The organism is Streptomyces sp. NPDC019443, from assembly GCF_044389785.1.
Classification (GTDB): domain Bacteria; phylum Actinomycetota; class Actinomycetes; order Streptomycetales; family Streptomycetaceae; genus Streptomyces.
Map to the genome: position 1 here is coordinate 917,106 of NZ_JBIRYJ010000001.1, position 16,999 is coordinate 934,104.

At 68.7% G+C, this 16,999-nt stretch carries 14 protein-coding genes, 1 tRNA gene and 1 pseudogene; 10 read left to right on the plus strand and 6 right to left on the minus strand.

Annotation, left to right across the window (positions count from 1 at the left end; genetic code table 11):
* Positions 1-209 precede the first annotated feature (209 nt).
* Genes ACH492_RS04145 through ACH492_RS04165 form a run of 5 tightly spaced genes read left to right on the plus strand, consistent with a single transcriptional unit; the run spans position 210 to position 4,031 of the window.
* Complete coding sequence (locus ACH492_RS04145) at positions 210-2,051, plus strand: sensor histidine kinase (RefSeq protein ID WP_398982512.1); 1,842 nt, start codon at positions 210-212, stop codon at positions 2,049-2,051.
* A gap of 7 nt (positions 2,052-2,058) precedes the next feature.
* Complete coding sequence (locus ACH492_RS04150) at positions 2,059-2,493, plus strand: roadblock/LC7 domain-containing protein (RefSeq protein ID WP_398982514.1); 435 nt, start codon at positions 2,059-2,061, stop codon at positions 2,491-2,493.
* A 2-nt stretch (positions 2,494-2,495) separates the two neighbouring features.
* Positions 2,496-2,867: a DUF742 domain-containing protein gene (locus ACH492_RS04155; protein ID WP_398982516.1), complete on the plus strand. Its 372-nt coding sequence runs from the start codon at positions 2,496-2,498 to the stop codon at positions 2,865-2,867.
* On the plus strand, positions 2,845-3,459 hold the full coding sequence (locus tag ACH492_RS04160; protein WP_398982518.1) for a GTP-binding protein: 615 nt from the start codon (positions 2,845-2,847) through the stop codon (positions 3,457-3,459). Before ACH492_RS04155 ends, ACH492_RS04160 begins: the two co-directional genes overlap by 23 nt.
* Entirely contained in the window at positions 3,456-4,031 is a 576-nt protein-coding gene (locus ACH492_RS04165) for a GAF domain-containing protein (RefSeq protein ID WP_398982520.1), read from the plus strand. The genes ACH492_RS04160 and ACH492_RS04165 overlap by 4 nt, the downstream gene beginning before the upstream one ends.
* A 72-nt stretch (positions 4,032-4,103) precedes the next feature.
* Here ACH492_RS04165 and ACH492_RS04170 read toward each other — a convergent pair whose 3' ends face one another.
* From ACH492_RS04170 to ACH492_RS04180, 3 genes are all read right to left on the minus strand, one after another.
* The gene (locus tag ACH492_RS04170; protein WP_398982521.1) at positions 4,104-5,300 is read right to left on the minus strand and encodes an acyl-CoA dehydrogenase family protein; all 1,197 of its coding nucleotides are present in this window, start codon (positions 5,298-5,300) and stop codon (positions 4,104-4,106) included.
* Between the two features lie 754 nt (positions 5,301-6,054).
* Positions 6,055-7,194, minus strand: a complete 1,140-nt coding sequence (locus ACH492_RS04175) for a mandelate racemase/muconate lactonizing enzyme family protein (protein ID WP_398982523.1) — start codon at positions 7,192-7,194, stop codon at positions 6,055-6,057.
* Positions 7,194-8,231, minus strand: a complete 1,038-nt coding sequence (locus ACH492_RS04180; protein ID WP_398983310.1) for a LacI family DNA-binding transcriptional regulator — start codon at positions 8,229-8,231, stop codon at positions 7,194-7,196. Before ACH492_RS04180 ends, ACH492_RS04175 begins: the two co-directional genes overlap by 1 nt.
* A gap of 144 nt (positions 8,232-8,375) precedes the next feature.
* Between ACH492_RS04180 and ACH492_RS04185 the strand changes: the two genes are divergently transcribed.
* The 3 genes from ACH492_RS04185 to ACH492_RS04195 all read left to right on the plus strand — a co-directional run bounded on the left by ACH492_RS04185 (position 8,376) and on the right by ACH492_RS04195 (position 11,170).
* Positions 8,376-9,239, plus strand: coding sequence for an ABC transporter permease (locus ACH492_RS04185; protein ID WP_398982525.1), 864 nt, complete (start codon positions 8,376-8,378; stop codon positions 9,237-9,239).
* Positions 9,240-9,314: 75 nt separating this feature from the next.
* Positions 9,315-10,334 (plus strand): ABC transporter substrate-binding protein, encoded by a 1,020-nt coding sequence (locus tag ACH492_RS04190; RefSeq protein WP_398982527.1) that lies wholly within the window; start codon positions 9,315-9,317, stop codon positions 10,332-10,334.
* Positions 10,331-11,170, plus strand: coding sequence for an ABC transporter ATP-binding protein (locus ACH492_RS04195; protein ID WP_398982529.1), 840 nt, complete (start codon positions 10,331-10,333; stop codon positions 11,168-11,170). The genes ACH492_RS04190 and ACH492_RS04195 overlap by 4 nt, the downstream gene beginning before the upstream one ends.
* A 246-nt stretch (positions 11,171-11,416) precedes the next feature.
* Here the strand turns inward: ACH492_RS04195 and ACH492_RS04200 are convergent, their stop codons facing one another.
* Positions 11,417-12,274, minus strand: a complete 858-nt coding sequence (locus tag ACH492_RS04200; protein ID WP_398982531.1) for a sugar phosphate isomerase/epimerase family protein — start codon at positions 12,272-12,274, stop codon at positions 11,417-11,419.
* A 13-nt stretch (positions 12,275-12,287) separates the two neighbouring features.
* Positions 12,288-15,779, minus strand: a complete 3,492-nt coding sequence (locus ACH492_RS04205) for a ThuA domain-containing protein (RefSeq protein WP_398982533.1) — start codon at positions 15,777-15,779, stop codon at positions 12,288-12,290.
* A gap of 177 nt (positions 15,780-15,956) precedes the next feature.
* Between ACH492_RS04205 and ACH492_RS04210 the strand changes: the two genes are divergently transcribed.
* Entirely contained in the window at positions 15,957-16,322 is a 366-nt protein-coding gene (locus ACH492_RS04210; RefSeq protein WP_398982535.1) for an MmcQ/YjbR family DNA-binding protein, read from the plus strand.
* A 73-nt stretch (positions 16,323-16,395) separates the two neighbouring features.
* On the opposite strand, the pseudogene ACH492_RS04215 reads toward ACH492_RS04210, so the two are convergent.
* A pseudogene (locus ACH492_RS04215) lies at positions 16,396-16,580 on the minus strand (transketolase); the annotation flags it as partial.
* Between the two features lie 311 nt (positions 16,581-16,891).
* Here ACH492_RS04215 and ACH492_RS04220 point away from each other — a divergent pair.
* Positions 16,892-16,965: transfer RNA gene (locus tag ACH492_RS04220), tRNA-Pro, on the plus strand.
* The last annotated feature ends 34 nt before the right edge of the window (positions 16,966-16,999 follow it).

Below are 16,999 nucleotides of genomic sequence, written 5' to 3' on the forward strand. Positions count from 1 at the left end.
CCTCATACCAGAGCGGGACGAATGTCGGGCAAGTTTGTCAACTGCCCGTCGCACGTGCCCGCTTGGCGACTACCGTGTGTGGCCGGTGATCAACGGGCGGCTCATATTGCGTACCGATATTTCATTCGATATCGCGTATGCGAAGCCGTCCGCTGAGCCGAAGCTGACCAGTACGCCGATTCCTGGGGCCCCACGTACCAAGGACGCTGATGTCTCAACTACGCGCACCCGCCGCGCGGCCGGACCGCCGTGAGGGCGGGCGCCACGGCCGGCCAGGCGCCCGCTCCCTGTCGTCAGCGGGAAGGTCGCATCCCGTGCCGTCGTCGCCGGAAGCCCGTATACGCCCTCAACTCCTGCGGACAGCAGCCCTGCCGGCGGTCGTCGCCGCGCTCAGCGGCGCAGCCGCGGTGATATTCACGATCCGCATCGCCACCCCTCAGCCATCCGCGAGTCTGTGGGCGGTGCTCACCGCCTCCGCCGTGGTCGCCATGGCCGCCGTGGCGGCGGCGGCGATGGGTGCGGACCGCATGGCCAAGTCCGTACTCGACCGGTGCGCCGACCTGCGCCGCTCCAGCGCGCGCGGGCAGGCGGACCTGCGCACCGTCGTCGAGCAGCTCAGACGGGGGGAGGCACCGCCTGCCCGCGGTACGCCCTCGCCCGCCCCGCCCGGCGGGGACGAATTCGACCTGCTGACCGAGGAGTTGAGCCGTTCGCACGAAGCCGCGGTGGCGGCGGTGGTGCAGGCGTCCCGGCTCTCCAGCAGCGTCGGCAACGAACAGAAGGTCGAAGTCTTCGTCAATCTGGCCCGGCGGCTCCAGTCGCTGGTCCACCGGGAGATCCAGCTCCTCGACGAGCTGGAGAACGAGGTCGAGGACCCCGAGCTGCTCAAGGGCCTCTTCCATGTCGATCACCTCGCCACCCGCATCCGCAGGCACGCGGAGAACCTCGCCGTCCTCGGCGGCGCGATCTCCCGGCGGCAGTGGTCCAACCCGGTCACCATGACGGAGGTGCTCCGCTCCGCGATCGCCGAGGTGGAGCAGTACCCCAGGGTCAAGCTGGTGCCGCCGATCGACGGCACACTGCGCGGCCACGCCGTCGCCGACGTGATCCACCTGCTGGCCGAACTGGTCGAGAACGCCACGCTGTTCTCCGCGCCGCACACCCAGGTGCTGCTGCGCGCCTCGCACGTCACGGCCGGACTCGCCGTCGAGGTCGAGGACCGTGGCCTCGGCATGCCGGTCGGCGAGCAGAACAAGATGAACGCCCTGCTCGCCGACCCCGACCAGGTGAATGTCGCCCATCTGCTGCAGGACGGGCGGATCGGCCTCTTCGTCGTCTCGGCGCTGGCCCGCAGACACGGCATCGCGGTCCGGCTCCAGTCCAATATCTACGGCGGCGTCCAGGCCATCCTCGTGCTGCCGCAGGGGCTGCTCGGCTCCGAGCCGGAACGACTCGCTCGGGCGGCCGACGCGGCGTCCGAAGCCGGGCACGACCCAAGCGGCCGGACGGCAGTCCCCCGGGCGGCCGCGGCGCAGTCCCCCTCGATCCCGCAGCAGCCGCACTCCCCGCCGTACCTGGATCAGCTCCAGCCGCAGCACTGGCAGCAATCGCAGCCGCAGACGCAGCTACAACCACAGTCACAGCCGCAGCGCGAGACGGTGCACGCCACACTTGGCGCGGGCCCCCTTCCTGTACGTGGAGAGCACGCCGACAGGCCCAACCCGGCTGCCGCCCTCCCGGGCGCCGACCACTCGGCGCCGCAGGGGAGTTCACCCGCCGAGTCCGCCCACACCACCCCTGATCCGCCCGCGGGCGGGGTGGTCCGCGGCACCATGGGCCGCCCCCAACTGCCCCGACGCCGCAGTCAGGAACACCTCGTCCCTCAGCTCAGGGACGCCCCGTCGCCCCGCAAGGACGACGACCACGCCCTCCACGACCCTGGCTTGATGGCGGCCTTCCAGCGGGGCATCGGACTGGCCGAGTCCCATTCCCCCGCGGACCCCGGCCCCCAGCCCGGACCGCAGCGCCACGACAACACCTCCAAGGAGTAGATGCACCATGGCGAGCGATGTGCCGAACGGTCATGTCTCGGACCTCGACTGGCTGCTCAGCGGCCTGGTCCAGCGTGTGCCGTACACCCGTAACGCGGTGCTGCTCTCCTCCGACGGGCTGGTGAAATCCGTGCACGGCCTGGACCCCGACAGCGCCGACCACATGGCGGCACTCGCCTCCGGCCTCTACTCCCTGGGCCGCAGCGCCGGAGCGCGCTTCGGTGACGGCGGAGAGGTACGCCAGGTGGTGGTGGAGCTCGACTCCACGCTGCTGTTCGTCTCCACCGCCGGCTCCGGCACCTGCCTCGCCGTACTCGCCGGGCGCGAGGCGGACGCCGCGGTCCTCGGCTACGAGATGGCGATGCTGGTCAAGAGCGTACGGCCCTACCTGACCACGCCGGCCAGACAGTCGGCGGTGACGCCGAGCGCCGCAGGACAATGAGAGTGCCGTCCCCCAAGGACGGGCCGTTGCTCGACGACGCGGCCGGCCGGCTCATCCGCCCGTACACGGTGAGCGGCGGCCGCACCCGTCCGACAACCGCGCTGGACCTGCTCTCACTGGTGATGGCCACCGGGACCGTGCCACAGAAGCACTTGGGCCCCGAGCACGCCCTGGCGCTCGGCCTGTGCGACGGGCCCACCTCGGTCGCCGAGATCTCGGCGCACCTCAGGCTGCCGGCGGTCGTCACCAAAGTGCTGCTCTCCGATCTCGTGGACTGCGGCGCGCTCACCGCGCGGGCGCCCCGCTGCGGCCACACACCCACTGACCGTTCTTTGCTGGAGGCGGTGCTCGATGGCCTACGACGACGGCTCTGAACTCGACGGGCTCTTCCCCACCGCGCTGAAGATCCTCATAGCGGGGGGATTCGGGGTGGGCAAGACGACCTTCGTGGGAGCGGTCAGCGAGATCGCACCGCTGAGTACGGAGGAGCTGCTGACGCAGGTCAGCGCGGCCACCGACAGCCTGGACGGCATCGAGTCCAAGACCACCACGACGGTCGCCATGGACTTCGGCCGGATCACACTGGACAAGAGCCATGTGCTCTATCTCTTCGGCACCCCCGGTCAGGAGCGCTTCTGGTTCATGTGGGACGAACTCTCCGAAGGCGCGCTCGGCGCGGTCGTCCTCGCCGACACCCGCCGGCTCGAGGACTCCTTCTCCGCCGTTGACTTCTTCGAGCGGCGCGGCATCGGATTCGTCGTCGCGGTCAATGAGTTCGACGGCGCGTACCGCTACGAACCGGAGGAAGTGCGGGCCGCGATCGACCTCAAGCCGGAGGTGCCGGTCGTGCTGTGCGACGCGCGGATCGCCAGCTCGGCGACAGGGACGCTGGTCACCCTCGTCCAGCATCTGCTCACCACCACCGCGGTGCCGGCTCCGGCACCGAGCTACGGAGCACCAATATGACGTATGACCCGACCGGTCATCTGCTGCTGACCCCCGTCGACCGCGAAGCGCCCGTCCGTGTGCGACGGCTGCGCCAGCTCGGCTTCGGGGACCGGCCCGATCCCGCCTTCGACGAATTCGCGCACAGGCTCGCGGAGGTGACCGGCGCGCCGTACTCGATGGTCAACTTCATCGATGAGAACCGGCAGTTCTTCGCCGGGCTGCACACCCCGGCCGGTACGCACAGCGGCAACGATCTGGGCGCGGCGGCCGCGGCGGGTGGCGGTGACGTCAGCCGTTTCATGGCGCGCGACCACGGCTACTGCCCGCATGTGGTCGTACGGCGCAAGGCGCTCGTGCTGGAGGACGTCTGCGACTATCCGAGGTTCGCGGGGAACCCGGTCGTCGACGAGATCGGCATCCGCTCCTATCTTGGGGCGCCGTTGATCGACCGTACGGGGATCGCACTGGGCACGATCTGCGTCGTCGACACCGAGCCGCGGCCGTGGGGGCGGGCAGGTCTGGAGACCATCAAGACGCTGGCCGCGGAGCTGATCGAGCAGATCCACCGGCGCGAGGACAGCCGCATCTGAGGCGCGCACTCCCCCTACGCCCGCAGGGCGTAGGGGGAGTGTCTTCAGTCGGGTCCGGGGCGGAGTCACGAGTCAAAGAGCGGGCTCCAGCCTGATCTCGTCGGCCAGCCGCTGCGACCACTGCCCCTTCGCCGTGCCCAGCGCGACCTCCGCCAGGCGCAGCAGCTGAATGTCGGAGGTCCCGGCCGGGGCGAACATATGGAGTGCGTCCCGCAGATACCGTTCGATGGGGCGGTCGGTGAAGAGCCCGGCTGCGGCATGGATCTCCATGGCGTTGCGCGCGGAGTCGATCGCCGACTCGACATTGACCAGCTTGGCGTTCATCAGCTCCGCATCGCACGGCAGGCCCTGGTCGAGCAGGTGCACGGCGTGGTACGCGGCGAGCCGGGCGGTCATCAGCCGCGACTGCAGCTTTCCCAACTTCAGCTTGATGGACGGAAGTTCATGGAGCGGCTTGCCATACCGGTGCCGCTCCGCGCAGAAGCGGGTGGTCTCCTCCAGGATCGCCTGGTGGATGCCGAGCGACACGGCGGTGAGGTTGGCGCGGCCGTACAGCACGCTGGAGGAGTACGCCACGGACAGACCGTCGCCCTCCTCGCCGAGCCGGTTCGGGGCCGGGACACGGCAGTTGTGGAAGTGCAGCTCACCGAAGCTGAAGCCGTGCAGTCCCATCGTCGGCCGCTGCTCGCCGACTCCGAACCCCGGGCGGTCCGACTCGACCAGGAAGGCCGTCAGCCCCTTCGATCCTGGAGCGGTCCTGACCACCACGCCGTGCAGATCGCCGACATGGCTGTTGCCGACGAATACCTTTCGGCCATTCAGGATGTAGTCGTCGCCGTCCCGCACCGCGGTGGCTCTCATGCCCAGCACATGGCCGCCCGACTCGGGTTCCGTGACCGCGATTGTCGGCAGGCATTCGCCTGCGGCGATGGATGGCAGCCAGGTCTTCTTCTGCTGGTCGCTGCCGAAATGGACAATCTTGGCAACGCCCAGCTGGGAGGCCTGGATCATCGCGCCCATGGCCCCGCTGACCCGGGACAGTTCCTCGATGATGATGGTTTTGGCGAGGTGGCCGACACCCATCCCGCCGTGCTCCTTGCTGATGGTGGCGCCGAGCCAGCCCTGCCGGGCTATCAGCCGGGACAGATCGCGGTGGACCGAGCGGGCGGCCTCCATCGCGGGAATCCTCGGACGTACCTCCCTCTCCGCGAAGTCGCGGACATGGTCACGTAATTGATGATGCAGTCGACTGGCGAAGTATCCGTCCATCGCGAGCCCTCCTCTGCGAAACGCCTGCTCGGGCTGTTGTTCGAGCAGGTGGTGCATCGGCAGTGGTCCCGTCCCGAACAGGCCGACCACATTATGGTGTTGATCGTTTCCAGGCGACACAAGATCGACCCCAACTTTGTCCAAAAAGCAGACCGTTGACGTTTGATTGAGGGTGTGTCCCGTGTGGTACACGCCCGTCCGGTCCTGCCGTACGGCATTCCCCCTGTGCTTGTTTCTGCCACATGCCATAGGCAAAGGTTTCGTGGGCATATGGCACTGAGGGACAAGTGGAAGCCTCACACGTACACAACGGTGACATCCCGGAACACCGGAAGAACCGATCCGGCACAGACCCAGACGGAAAGGAACGCTTGCGGGCAGGGGTGACGGATTTGGAGGCCGACCGTACCGGCGTACGGGAGTGCTGCCCGGCGCGCGAAGCGCACAAGGGGTGCCAGGGGCGCGCGACTAGGGCGTGTTTTAGAAGTAGCGCCGTCCGCCCGCAGGGCGGGTCCTGCGGCGTCTGGTGCGTGCAATCGCAAGGCGGTGGGGGCACCCCCGGACGAAGTCTGGGGGAGATCGCCCTCGTACTGGACGTACTTGGGCGACTGAGACAACATCGCGTGGGGGCACCTCCCAGCGGTAGCTGGGGGAGTGCGTGCCAGGCGTCGCGGGGCTGGGGGCACCTCCCAGGCGAAGCTCTGGGGGAGGGACTTCTAAAACACGCCCAGGTGTACACGCGCGCCGGGCGCTGTCACGCGCGACGCTCCAGCACGTCGACGGCCAGCTCACGCACCACCGCCTCGTCCACCTCGACCCCCAGCCCTGGGGAGTCGGGCACCTGGGCCACTCCCTTCTCCACCCGCACCGTCTGCCTCGCGTACGGAGATTCAATGAACTGACGGCCATTCAGATCGACCGGGGTGCCGATCCCGTACGCCGCGAAGAGATGCAGCGATGCGGCAAGTCCCAGATCGGAGTCGGTCAGCCCGGACCCCATCAGCCGCACCCCGCAGTCCTCGGCGAGCGCACACAGTCGCCGCGACAGCGTGAGCCCGCCGCTGCGCTGCACCTTGGCTATCGCCACGTCCACCGCCTCAAGACGGACGAAGGTCGCGAGATCGGTGGGGTGCCGCAGACTCTCGTCGAGCGCCACCGGCACGGGGGAGTGCTCGCGCAGCCGCCGCAGCCCCGCGATGTCATTGGCGGGCAGTGGCTGCTCGAAGGCGGTGATCCCGATCCCGTCCAGCCGCCGCGCCATGCGCAGCGCGGCGTCCACGGTGTACGCCTGGTTGGCGTCCACCCAGACCGGCGCACCCGGCGCGTGTTCGCGCACCGCCGCCACCACGGCCGCGTCGGTGTCCTCGTCGTGCAGCCCGATCTTGACCTTGAACGCCCGGTATCCGGCGTCCGAGCCCTCCGCCACGCTGTCGCCGGCCTCGGCGGGGGACTGCCCGGACACGATCCACCCCAGCTCGATCGACTCCGATCTGCGCTGACCCCACAGCACGCCGAGCGGCACCCCGGCGGCCCGCCCCAGCAGATCGTGCAACGCCACATCCACCGCGCTCTTGGCCAGTGGCGCGCCGATGGTGAAGCCGCGGTTGATGGCCCGGTCGAAGGCGCTGTCGACGGCGTCCAGGTTCCAGGCGGGCCGGCCGACGATGGCCGGGGCGAGATAGCGGTCGATCGTGGTGACGATGGACTCGGCGGTCTCGTACGTCCAGGCAGGAATGGGCGTCGCCTCGCCCCAGCCGTGCACCCCGTCCGCGCTCACCTTCACCAGCACCCGCAGCGACGGCTGTCCGGCGACGGCGACCGCGCCGCCGGAAACGCCGAAGGAGCGGCGGGTGGGCAGGGCGACCGCGAAGGTCTCGACGCGCTCGATGTCCATCAACTGGTCCTTCCGGTAAGCGGGATGGACGGTGGGCCGGTGCTGGCGCGCAGGACGACCTCGCCGCCGACCCGCAGCACCCGCGAACGCGGGCCGCGCGGCTCGCGCAGCGCGAGGGCGATCACCTCCCGCCCCATGGCGGTCAGCGGCAGCGCCACCGTGGTGAGCGGGGGAGTCAGCTCCCGTACGAGGGGGATGTCGTCGAAGCCCGCGAGCGAGATGTCCTGCGGCACCCGGACGCCCGCTTCCCGGAAGGCGGCCAGCGCGCCCACCGCCATCACATCGGTGACCGCGAAGACGCACGTTGGCCGGGTGGAGCGGGCGAGGAGTTCACGGGCGGCCGTATGACCGCCCTCGCGGGTGAAGGCGCCGCGCACCACCCTGTCGGGCCCGAGCATGATCCCGGCCTGTGCCAGGCCTTCCCGGAACCCGGCGAGCCGGTCGGTGACGGTGGTGAGCCCGGGCGGCCCGCTGAGCACCGCGAACTCCCGGTGTCCCAGGGCCAGTAGGGCGCCGGCGAGGGCGGCGGCTCCGGCCCGGTTCTCCGGCAGTACGGCATCCACTCGCAGGCTGCGGTGCCGGCTGACGACCGCGACCCGGCCGCCCGCGCGGACATACGGTTCCAGCTCGGCCGCCAGCGCCCGTTCCCAGGCCCGGTCCTGGAACCCCGAGCCGATCAGCAGGATGGCCCGGGCCCGCTGGGCGCGCAGGGTGGAGACGTACGCGATCTCCCGGGCCGGTTCCCGGAAGGTGCTGGCGAGCATGACGAGCAGATCCTGCTCGGCGGCCGCGCGCATCACGCCGTCCGCGATGGCGGCGAAGTAGGGATCACCGACGTCGTGGCAGATGAGGCCCACGGTGTTGTTGGAGGCGCTGGCGAGCGCCTGGGCATGGGCGTTGGGGATATAGCCGAGCAGATCGGCCGCCGCGCGCACGCGCCTTCGCAGATCCTCCCGGACCCGGGTGGTGCCGTTGAGGGCCCGGGACGCGGTGGCCAGGGAGACGCCCGCTCTGCGGGCGACGACGTCCAGCGTCACATGGACAGGTGTTGCTTGCCGTTCACTCACTGCACCCCCCGAAACTTCGGGACGACCTATTGACCGTGCGTACAGGCAGTCATTAGCGTGGCGACACCTTATCAGAAAGCGCTTTCTGAAAGCGTTTTCCCAGAGGAGTCGACAGTGAGCCAGAGCGCCATCAAGGCGGCACCCCGAAAAGTGGCGGGAGTTGCTACGCGGAACAGGCCAGGCGCGGGGGAGCGCGCCGTCCGTGCGATCGAGCAGAGCTGGCGGCCCGTTGCGCTGCTGCTGGTCTGCTTCGGCGTGTGGTGGGTGATCGCCGCGGCCGAACTGGTCGAGCCCTACCTCGTTCCCTCACCCGGCGCGACGCTGGATGTGCTGACCGGGAAGACCGACTACATCTGGCAGCACACCTGGGTGACCACCTACGAGACGCTTCTCGGTTTCCTGATCGCCGTCGCAGTCGGCGTGCTCGCCGCGGTGATCATGGTCTACTCGTCAACCGTCGAGAAAACGCTCTACCCGATCCTGCTCTTCGCGCAGGTCGTCCCAAAGATCGCCATAGCCCCGCTGTTTGTCGTCTGGCTCGGCTTCGGCATCGCGCCGAAGATCCTCATCGCTGTCCTCATCGCCTTCTTCCCCGTCGTCATTTCGATGGTGACCGGACTCAAGGCCGTCGACCCGGAGATGCTCCAGCTGTCGTCGACCATGGGCGCGAGCCCCTGGCAGACCTTCGTCAAGATCCGCTTCCCCGCCTCGCTGCCGCATCTCTTCTCCGGCCTCAAGGTGGCCGTCACGCTGGCCGTGACCGGCGCCGTCGTCGGCGAGTTCGTCGGGGCGAACGAGGGGCTCGGCTATGTGATCCTCCAGGCCAACGGGAACCTCGACACCCCCATGCTCTTCGCGGGACTGCTCGTGATGTCACTGATCGGCGTGATCCTCTTCGTCCTCGTCGAGATCGCCGAGAAGCTTCTGCTTCCGTGGCACGCCAGCCACCGCGAGGCAGGCGTCACCACCAGCTACTGACCGGCCCTGCCGACCGCCCTACCGACCGGCCCACCTACTGACCGGCACGATCCACGCTGACGAGAAGGACCAGCAATGACTGCGCGCAGACTTCTGATCGGCCTCGTTCCGCTGCTCCTGGTCGCCACGGCCTGTGGTGAGGACGGCTCGGACAAGACCACCAGCGACTCCGGCAAGGAACTCGACAAGGTCACCCTGACGCTCAACTGGTACCCGTACGGCGAACACGCGCCGTTCTACTACGGCAAGCAGCAGAAGATATTCGAGAAGCACGGCATCGACCTCAACATCCAGGCCGGGCAGGGCTCCCAGAAGACGGTCCAGGCGACCGGTGCCGGACAGACCGACTTCGGCTGGGCCGACACCCCCGCGCTGCTCTCCGGTGTCGACTCCGGCGTCAAGGTGAAGAGCCTCGGCGTCTTCCTGCAGACGACGCCCTCCTCCGTGCAGTTCTTCGAGTCGAAGGGCATCAAGACGCCCGCCGACCTCAAGGGCAAGACCATCGCGGGCACCGCGGGCGACGCGCTCTCCAAGACGTTCCCGATCTTCCTGAAGAAGAACAACCTCGCGGAGTCAGACGTCAAAGTGCAGAACACCGACCCCGCGGGCAAGATCGCCGCGGTGATCTCCGGCAAGACGGACGGACTGCTCGGCTACGCCAGCGACCAGGGCCCGACCATGCAGAACAAGGCCAAGAAGCCGGTCGGTTATCTGCGCTTCTCCGAGAACGGGCTCAACTTCTACTCCAACGGCCTCATCACCGGCCAGAAGTTCCTGACCGGCAATAAGGATGTCGCGGCGCGCATGGTGAAGGCGGTCAGCGAGTCCTTCGCCGCCGCCGAGAAGGCGCCCGAGCCCGCCGTCGCCGCGATGCAGGGCGCCAGCGAGCAACTCCCGCCCAGGGAAGTCCTGTCCGAGCAGTTCAAGACGACCCTGACGCTGCTGCACACCCAGGCGACCAAGGGCAAGGCACCCGGTGTCAACACCGACGCCGACTGGCAGCAGACCATCGACGTCTTCGCCGAGGCGGGTCTGGTCAAGAGCCCCAAGGCCGCGACGGACTACTGGGACAGCGCCACCGCGCCGAAGGGATGACGATGGGCGAAGACACGACGGTGCGGGAGCCGGCAGTGACGGTCAAGGACAGCCACCAGGGGCCCACCGCGGCGGTCGGCATCGAGGACGTCGCCGTACGGTTCCGTACGAAGAACCGGGACGTCACCGCGCTCACCGACGTCTCCCTCGATGTCGCGATGGGGGAGTTCGTCGCCATCGTAGGACCCTCGGGCTGCGGCAAGTCCACGCTGCTCAAACTCGTCGCCGGCCTGCTCGAGCCGTCGACAGGCGACGTCCGGCTGCACGGCGAGCGGGTGCAGGGTCCACGGCACGACATCGGATACGTGTTCCAGCGTGCGGCTCTGCTGGAGTGGCGATCGGCGCGGCGCAACATCCTGCTGCAGGCCGAGATGCGGAGGATGCCGGGCGCCGTGGCCCGCGGGCGCGCGGACCAACTGATCGCCATGACCGGACTCGACGGCTTCGAAGACGCCTATCCGCACGAGCTGTCCGGCGGTATGCAGCAGCGGGTGGCGCTGTGCCGCGCGCTGCTGCACGAGCCGCCGGTGCTGCTGATGGACGAGCCGTTCGGCGCGCTCGACGCGCTGACCCGCGAGCAGATGAACATGGAGCTCAACCGCATCTGGCGCGAGACCGGCACCACAGTGCTGCTGGTCACCCACTCCATCTCGGAGGCGTGCTACCTCGCCGACCGGGTGGTGGTGATGAGCCCGCGGCCCGGCACCATCACCGAGATCATCGAGGTGGGGCTGCCCGCCGAGCGCGACTACACCGAGACGATGGGGCGGCCCGAATTCCGCGAGGCCACCACGCATATCCGGGGTCTGCTCGGCGCTGCCTCCGCGCAGGACTAGCCGATGCCCGGCGGGGCTGTTCCCCTGCCCGCCCCTTCCCGTGACTGGGGGCAGGCCCCCAGACCCCGGTACGCCCTTCGGGCGTGTCCTCAATCGCCGGACGGGCTGAAATTCAGCCCCTCCGGCGATTGAGGAGCGGGGTTCGGGGCGGAGGCCCGAAAACAAGCCTCGTGGGGGTCCCCCGGACGGAGTCTGGGGGAGTTTGAGGCGCGGGGTCTGGGGGCGGAGCCCCAGTTCGGGACGCCGTCAGTATCTGAGGTTCGCCAGGTACGTGTAGCTGTTCTGCGCGGTCGCGAACGGGTCGGCCGGCGAGTCGTGCTCGACCAGCCACTGCTTCACACCGCCGCTGCGCGCCGTGTCGAACATCGACGGGAAGTCCAGGGTTCCGGAGCCGACATCGGCGAAGCCGCCGTCCGGAGCCATGTCCTTGACGTGCAGCGCGGGGAAGCGCCGCCGGTGGCGCACGAACAGCGAACGCGGATCCTCCCCGCCCTTCGCCGCCCAGTAGACATCCAGCTCGAAGGCCACCAGCTCCGGATCGGTTTCATTGAGGAGGATGTCGTACAGATTCTCGCCGTCGACGACCTCGTGGTCGAGGCCGTGATTGTGGAAGAGCAGCGGACCCAGACCGGACTCGCGGGCGGCGAGTCCGGCCTTGTTGAACTGCCGTGCCGCTTCCCGGAATCCGGCCGGAGTGTGCATCGAGCCGGGCAGGCTCGGCACCACGATCCATCGCGCGCCGAGGGTGTGGATGTCATCGAGTGCCTGCGGCAGACCGTCGCCCGTGACGACGGTGTAGCCGGCATGCTCGAGCACCGCCTTGAGACGGGTCTCGTCCAGCATGCCCCGGATCGCGGCCGCGCTGTTGCCGTGCCGGCCGCTGACCCCGACCGTCGCGTACCCCATGTCTGCCAGTCGCGCGAGGGTCCCCTTGAAGTCCTTCGCCAGGGGCGTGCGCATCGTGTAGAGGTGCATGCCGATGCCGGAGGGCGGAATTCGCCGTCGGCGGCGGCCGCGCTCGGCGGCGTACGCCGGCCGGCTCAAGGCCGTCGCCGCGGCGGCGCCCAGAGCCGTACCGATGAACGCACGTCGCGTGCCGTTCATGTCTGCTTCCCCCTCAACTCACGTTGATTCGGACGTAGTTGACTGTTGTGTCGCTCCTGTCGTCGGTGACGGTCAGATGTGCGGTGTACGCACCGGGGCGGGCGTAGCTGTGCCTCGCCGTCGCTCCCTCAGGAGCGGTGGGCTTGGCGTTGTCGCCGAAGTCCCAGTGGTACGAGGCGATGGTGCGGCCGGGCAGCGGCTCGACCTTGCTCGCGAGTTGCACCGCGAGCGGTGCGGCCCCGGTCGCGGGCGTCGCCGTCAGCGCGACCTTGGTCGCCGGGTGCTTCTCGACGCCACGCCCGTTGAAGTGCAGCCAGTCGAGGGCGAGCAGATCGGGCTTCTCGGCCGACCACTGCGGATTGGTGAAGACCGCGTACAGCTTCACCGTGCCGCCCGGGTTCCTGAGGGCGGTCGTGGGCGAGACGACATTGCCCCAGTCCCCGGTGTTCTGGACGGTCACCTTGCCCAGCAGCGGACCTGTCGGCGATCCGGCACGGAACTCCACGTCCCCGCCGAGGCCGCCCGAGGCCGCCCCGACCGTCACCGACTCGATCCCCTTCAGGTGCACGGGGTCGAAGCTGATCCAGTCGCCGTCCTCGATCTCGGCCAGCCGCCTACCGCCCGAGGCGTCGACGCGGCTCGCCACCACCGCCCCGGCGTGCGCGCCGCCGGTGGTGGTCATGTGCTCGGCCTCACGGAACGTCGTACGCAGCGTCAGCGAGCTGGAACCGGTGAGCGCGGGCACGCCCGGTGCTCCCTTGTCCTCGTACCGCGCGGTGATCCCGTAGTACAGATTCTGGCCGGGACCGTGGCTCTCGCCCGCGTCGGTCGCGATCTCGCCCGTGCAGCCGGTGTAGTTGTCCAGCGGATGCAGATGGGTGTCATGGCCGAGCTGCGACTGGACGACCACCCGCGAGCAGTCGATCCGCCGACCGTCCTCCTTGTCCTTGACCTTCACCGTGAAGGGGATGGTGTCGCCGAAGCTGAACATCCCTCCGTTCGGCGGCTGTTGGATGGTCACCACGGGCCGGGTGTTGCCGACGGTGATGTCCTGGACGGCGAGTCCCGTCAGATCTCCCGGCCCGGTGACCGTCAGTCGCGCGGTGAGGCGTCCCTTCGTCCGGTAGACGTGGGTCGGGTTCGTCTCGGTCGAGTCGGTCGTGCCGTTCCCGTCGAAGTCCCACGCGTACGTCACCGGCTTGCCGCCCGGCAGTCCGGAGCCCGCACTGGAGAACTTCACGGTCAGCGGCACCGAGCCGGTGTCGGGAGAGGCCGTGGCCTTGGCGTCGGGCAGCCGGCCGTCGCCGACGTAGTCGATGCGGTAGATGCCCGAGCCTTCGTTGCTGCCGCCCCGTCCCGTACCGCTGCCGAGGCCGAAGTCGATGACGTACAGAGCTCCGTCGGGTCCGAAGTCGGCTTCGAAGGGCTGGTTCCACGTCATGTCGCCGAAGACGGGGTTGATCGACTGAAGATCGCCCGCCTTCGCCGGTGCGAAACGCGGATCGGTGAATGTCTGGTCCTGCTGCTGGACTGAGAAGGACTTGAACCACTTGCGGGTCAGCTCGTAGTTCAGCCACTTCCCCTCGAAGTACTCGGGGAACTTGGTGCGGTACGTGTTCGCCGCGTCGTAGTCGTACACCGGTCCGCTCATCGGCCCGCCGCCGCCCGTACCGAGCTCGGGGAAGTGAGCGGAGGCCGAGTACGCGTACCAGACCGTGGCGGGCTGAGCCGACGGCAGCTCGGCCAGGCCCGTGTTGTTGGGCGAGTTGTTGACCGGCTTCGCGCAGTCGAACTTCGGGCCCGGGGTCTTGGTCGTGAAGTCGTAGTCGTTGAACGGGGTGTTGTCGCCGATGCAGTACGGCCAGCCGAAGTTGCCCGCCTTGGTGATACGGGTGAACTCGACGGTGCCTTCAGGACCGCGGTCCGGCTTGGCGGCGCGCGCGTCGGGACCGTAGTCCGCGACCAGCAGCGCGCCGCTCAGCGGATCGGTCGTGATCCGGAACGGGTTGCGCATCCCCATCGCGTAGATCTCGGCACGCGTCTTGTCGGCGCCGGGGGCGAAGAGGTTGCCCTCGGGGACGGTGTACGTACCGTCGTCCTTCGGCGTGATGCGCAGGATCTTGCCGCGCAGGTCATTGGTGTTGCCCGCGGTGCCTTGCGCGTCCCAGGCACGGCGCCCCTCGCCCTCGTCGATCGGAGCGAAGCCCTCGGAGGCGAACGGGTCGGTGTTGTCGCCGGTCGCGATGTACAGCTCGCCCTTCTTGTCGAAGGCGATCGAGCCGGCCATATGGGAGTTGGCCCGCCCCTCGCCCCGCCAGGTGGGAATGGTGAGGAGCCGCTTCTCGGAGGCGGGGTCGATCGTGTTGCCGGTCACCGTGAACCGCGAGAGGTTGAGCCGTTTCTCGGTCTTGTCGGAGTTCAGCAGATAGAGCCGGTTGTTCTTCCCGAAGTCCGGATCGAGCGCGAGTCCGAGGAGACCGTCGGACTGGCTCGTCATGTCGGGCGTGTACGCGAAGTCCAGCGCGGTGGTGACCTTAAGCGTCTGCTGGTCGATCACCTTGACCTTGCCGGTGCGCTGGATGAAGAACACCCGGCGGTCGGGCGCGACGGCGAGCTCGAAGGGGTCGGCGAGATCGCTGGTGACCAGCGGTGTGCGCTGGAAGGCACCGGTCTTCGTGGCGGTGCAGTCGCCGGGCTTGTTGCCTGCGGCCCACTGGATCCCGCCGAGGATGTGCTTGAGGAAACCCTCTTCCTGGAAAGCGGACTTGGCGTGGCCGCCCGCGGTGAACCAGGAGCGCCCGCCGTCGTAGTTCTGGCACCAGGACCAGGGGTGATCGACACCCTCGTCGAGCCCGGTGATGCCGTCCCGCACCTTGATCTGGGCGAGGGTGTGAACCTTCCCGGTCGGATTGGTGCGCCAGTTGTACCACTCCTCCGTACGCTCCCAGAGCTCGGGAAGCCCCTTGGTGGAGGGGTGGGCATGGTCGAGCACCTTGATCCGCCCGGTCTGCACGGCCGGGTGCTTGTCGAAGATCGCGCCGACCAGTCCCTCGTACCAGTCCCAGTCGCGCTCGCTCGCCGAGGCGGCGTGCAGTCCTACCCAGCCGCCGCCGCCCCGGATGTACTTCTGGAGCGCGGCGCGCTGCTCGGCGCCCAGCAGATCGCCTTTCTCCGGGGTGGAGTTGGTGTTGTTGAAGACGATCGCCTGGAAGCGCGCGAGGTTCGTGTCGCTGAACGCGGCGGCGTCGTCGGTGGCTTCGACGTCGAAGCCGTTCTCGCTGCCGAGCTTCTTGATCGCATCGATCCCGGCGGGTATGGAGTCGTGGTAGAAGTTCGTGACTTTGGAGAAGACCAGTACGCGATAGGGCGCGGCGTCGGCGCGGGGCGGCGAGGCGATCCCGAGGGCGACGACGACCGCCAGCAGTGCCGTGATGACGGTTAAGGGGGAGAGGGACCTGCGGCTGAGCGGTGCTCCTGGGCTGAGCCGTGCTCTTCGACTACTCATTGCGCTCCCGGTGCTGGTGGGCGGACCGCGTCTCGGGTGTTTAGAAAGCGCTTTCTGAATTCGTTGCACAGCGTAGGTTCCCGCCTTGCAGGGGGTCAATGGGTCGGAAGAGCCCGGTGTGAGCCCGGGGTTGCACGGAGCGGGGCGAGTGTCAGTGCTACGTCGTACGGTCTTCACATGGCCACCGCCGACGACGTACGCAGACTTGCGCTCTCGCTTCCCGGTGCGATGGAGAAGCTCGCCTGGGGTATGCCCACGTTTCGCCTGGAGAGCGGGGGCAAGATCTTCGCCTCGCTCGATGACGACGACAAGGTGATGGGTGTGAAGTGCCCCAAGGAGGACCGGGAGGAGCTGATCGCCTCCGAGCCGGAGAAGTTCTTCATCCGCGTGGGACACGACGACAACTACGCCTGGCTGCGGGTGCGGCTGGCGGCGCTGGAGGACGAGGAGGAGCTGTACGCGATCCTGCTCGACTCCTGGCGCCAGGCGGCACCACGCAAACTGCTGGACGCGCACCCGGAGTTGGCCGAGCGGACGGGGTGACCGCGCGGGGGGACCGCGGTGCACGGCGGGGCCGCGGTGCACGGCTGGGCCGCGTCAGCCAGGCCCTGGGCTGCTTCACCTGCTCGAAGGTCCGCTCCACCAGGAGGCCGATGAAGGTGTGCATGATCGGCCGCATCCCGGTGAGTGCGATGCCGCCGCCCGCGCCGAGCATCAGCTGCTCCCGGATCCCCGCATTGATCACCCGCTCCGGGTGCCGCCGCCCGGCAGGACGAAGCCGTCTCTGCTGGTCTCGGCCAGTACGACCGCGAGTCGCGGGTCCGTGGTCCGGACGCGATCCCGCCGGGCCGGCCGTGGGTCGCGGCGGGGCCCGCAGTCCGAGCGCGGTGCCGACGGCCGGCGCCAGCCCGTGCCCCCTTGGGGAGACGAAGCGATCACGGTCGGACGCGTCGGCGGTCCCAGCCATGACGCGCATCACACTGTCGTGGAAGGCCTCCGGAGCGTCGCGCCTGGTCGGCGGGCCGGCGGAAAGCGGTTCGTGACCACCGGTCGAAGTGCGGTATTGTTCTCATGCGCGTTCGGCCAGGGGAAACCCCAGGTCAGACGGGCACCGGGACGTGGCGCAGCTTGGTAGCGCACTTGACTGGGGGTCAAGGGGTCGCAGGTTCAAATCCTGTCGTCCCGACTTTTCGAAGTCGTAGATCAAGGGGCCGTTTCAG

Excerpts from the sequence above, each read along its gene's own strand:
- ACH492_RS04150 (WP_398982514.1), top strand. The coding sequence starts at position 2,059 with ATGGCGAGCGATGTGCCGAACGGTCATGTCTCGGACCTCGACTGGCTG.
- ACH492_RS04145 (WP_398982512.1), top strand. The coding sequence starts at position 210 with ATGTCTCAACTACGCGCACCCGCCGCGCGGCCGGACCGCCGTGAGGGC.
- ACH492_RS04160 (WP_398982518.1), top strand. The coding sequence starts at position 2,845 with ATGGCCTACGACGACGGCTCTGAACTCGACGGGCTCTTCCCCACCGCG.
- ACH492_RS04200 (WP_398982531.1), bottom strand. The coding sequence starts at position 12,274 with ATGAACGGCACGCGACGTGCGTTCATCGGTACGGCTCTGGGCGCCGCC.
- ACH492_RS04170 (WP_398982521.1), bottom strand. The coding sequence starts at position 5,300 with ATGGACGGATACTTCGCCAGTCGACTGCATCATCAATTACGTGACCAT.
- ACH492_RS04190 (WP_398982527.1), top strand. The coding sequence starts at position 9,315 with ATGACTGCGCGCAGACTTCTGATCGGCCTCGTTCCGCTGCTCCTGGTC.
- ACH492_RS04175 (WP_398982523.1), bottom strand. The coding sequence starts at position 7,194 with ATGGACATCGAGCGCGTCGAGACCTTCGCGGTCGCCCTGCCCACCCGC.
- ACH492_RS04210 (WP_398982535.1), top strand. The coding sequence starts at position 15,957 with ATGGCCACCGCCGACGACGTACGCAGACTTGCGCTCTCGCTTCCCGGT.
- ACH492_RS04165 (WP_398982520.1), top strand. The coding sequence starts at position 3,456 with ATGACGTATGACCCGACCGGTCATCTGCTGCTGACCCCCGTCGACCGC.
- ACH492_RS04195 (WP_398982529.1), top strand. The coding sequence starts at position 10,331 with ATGACGATGGGCGAAGACACGACGGTGCGGGAGCCGGCAGTGACGGTC.
- ACH492_RS04205 (WP_398982533.1), bottom strand. The coding sequence starts at position 15,779 with ATGAGTAGTCGAAGAGCACGGCTCAGCCCAGGAGCACCGCTCAGCCGC.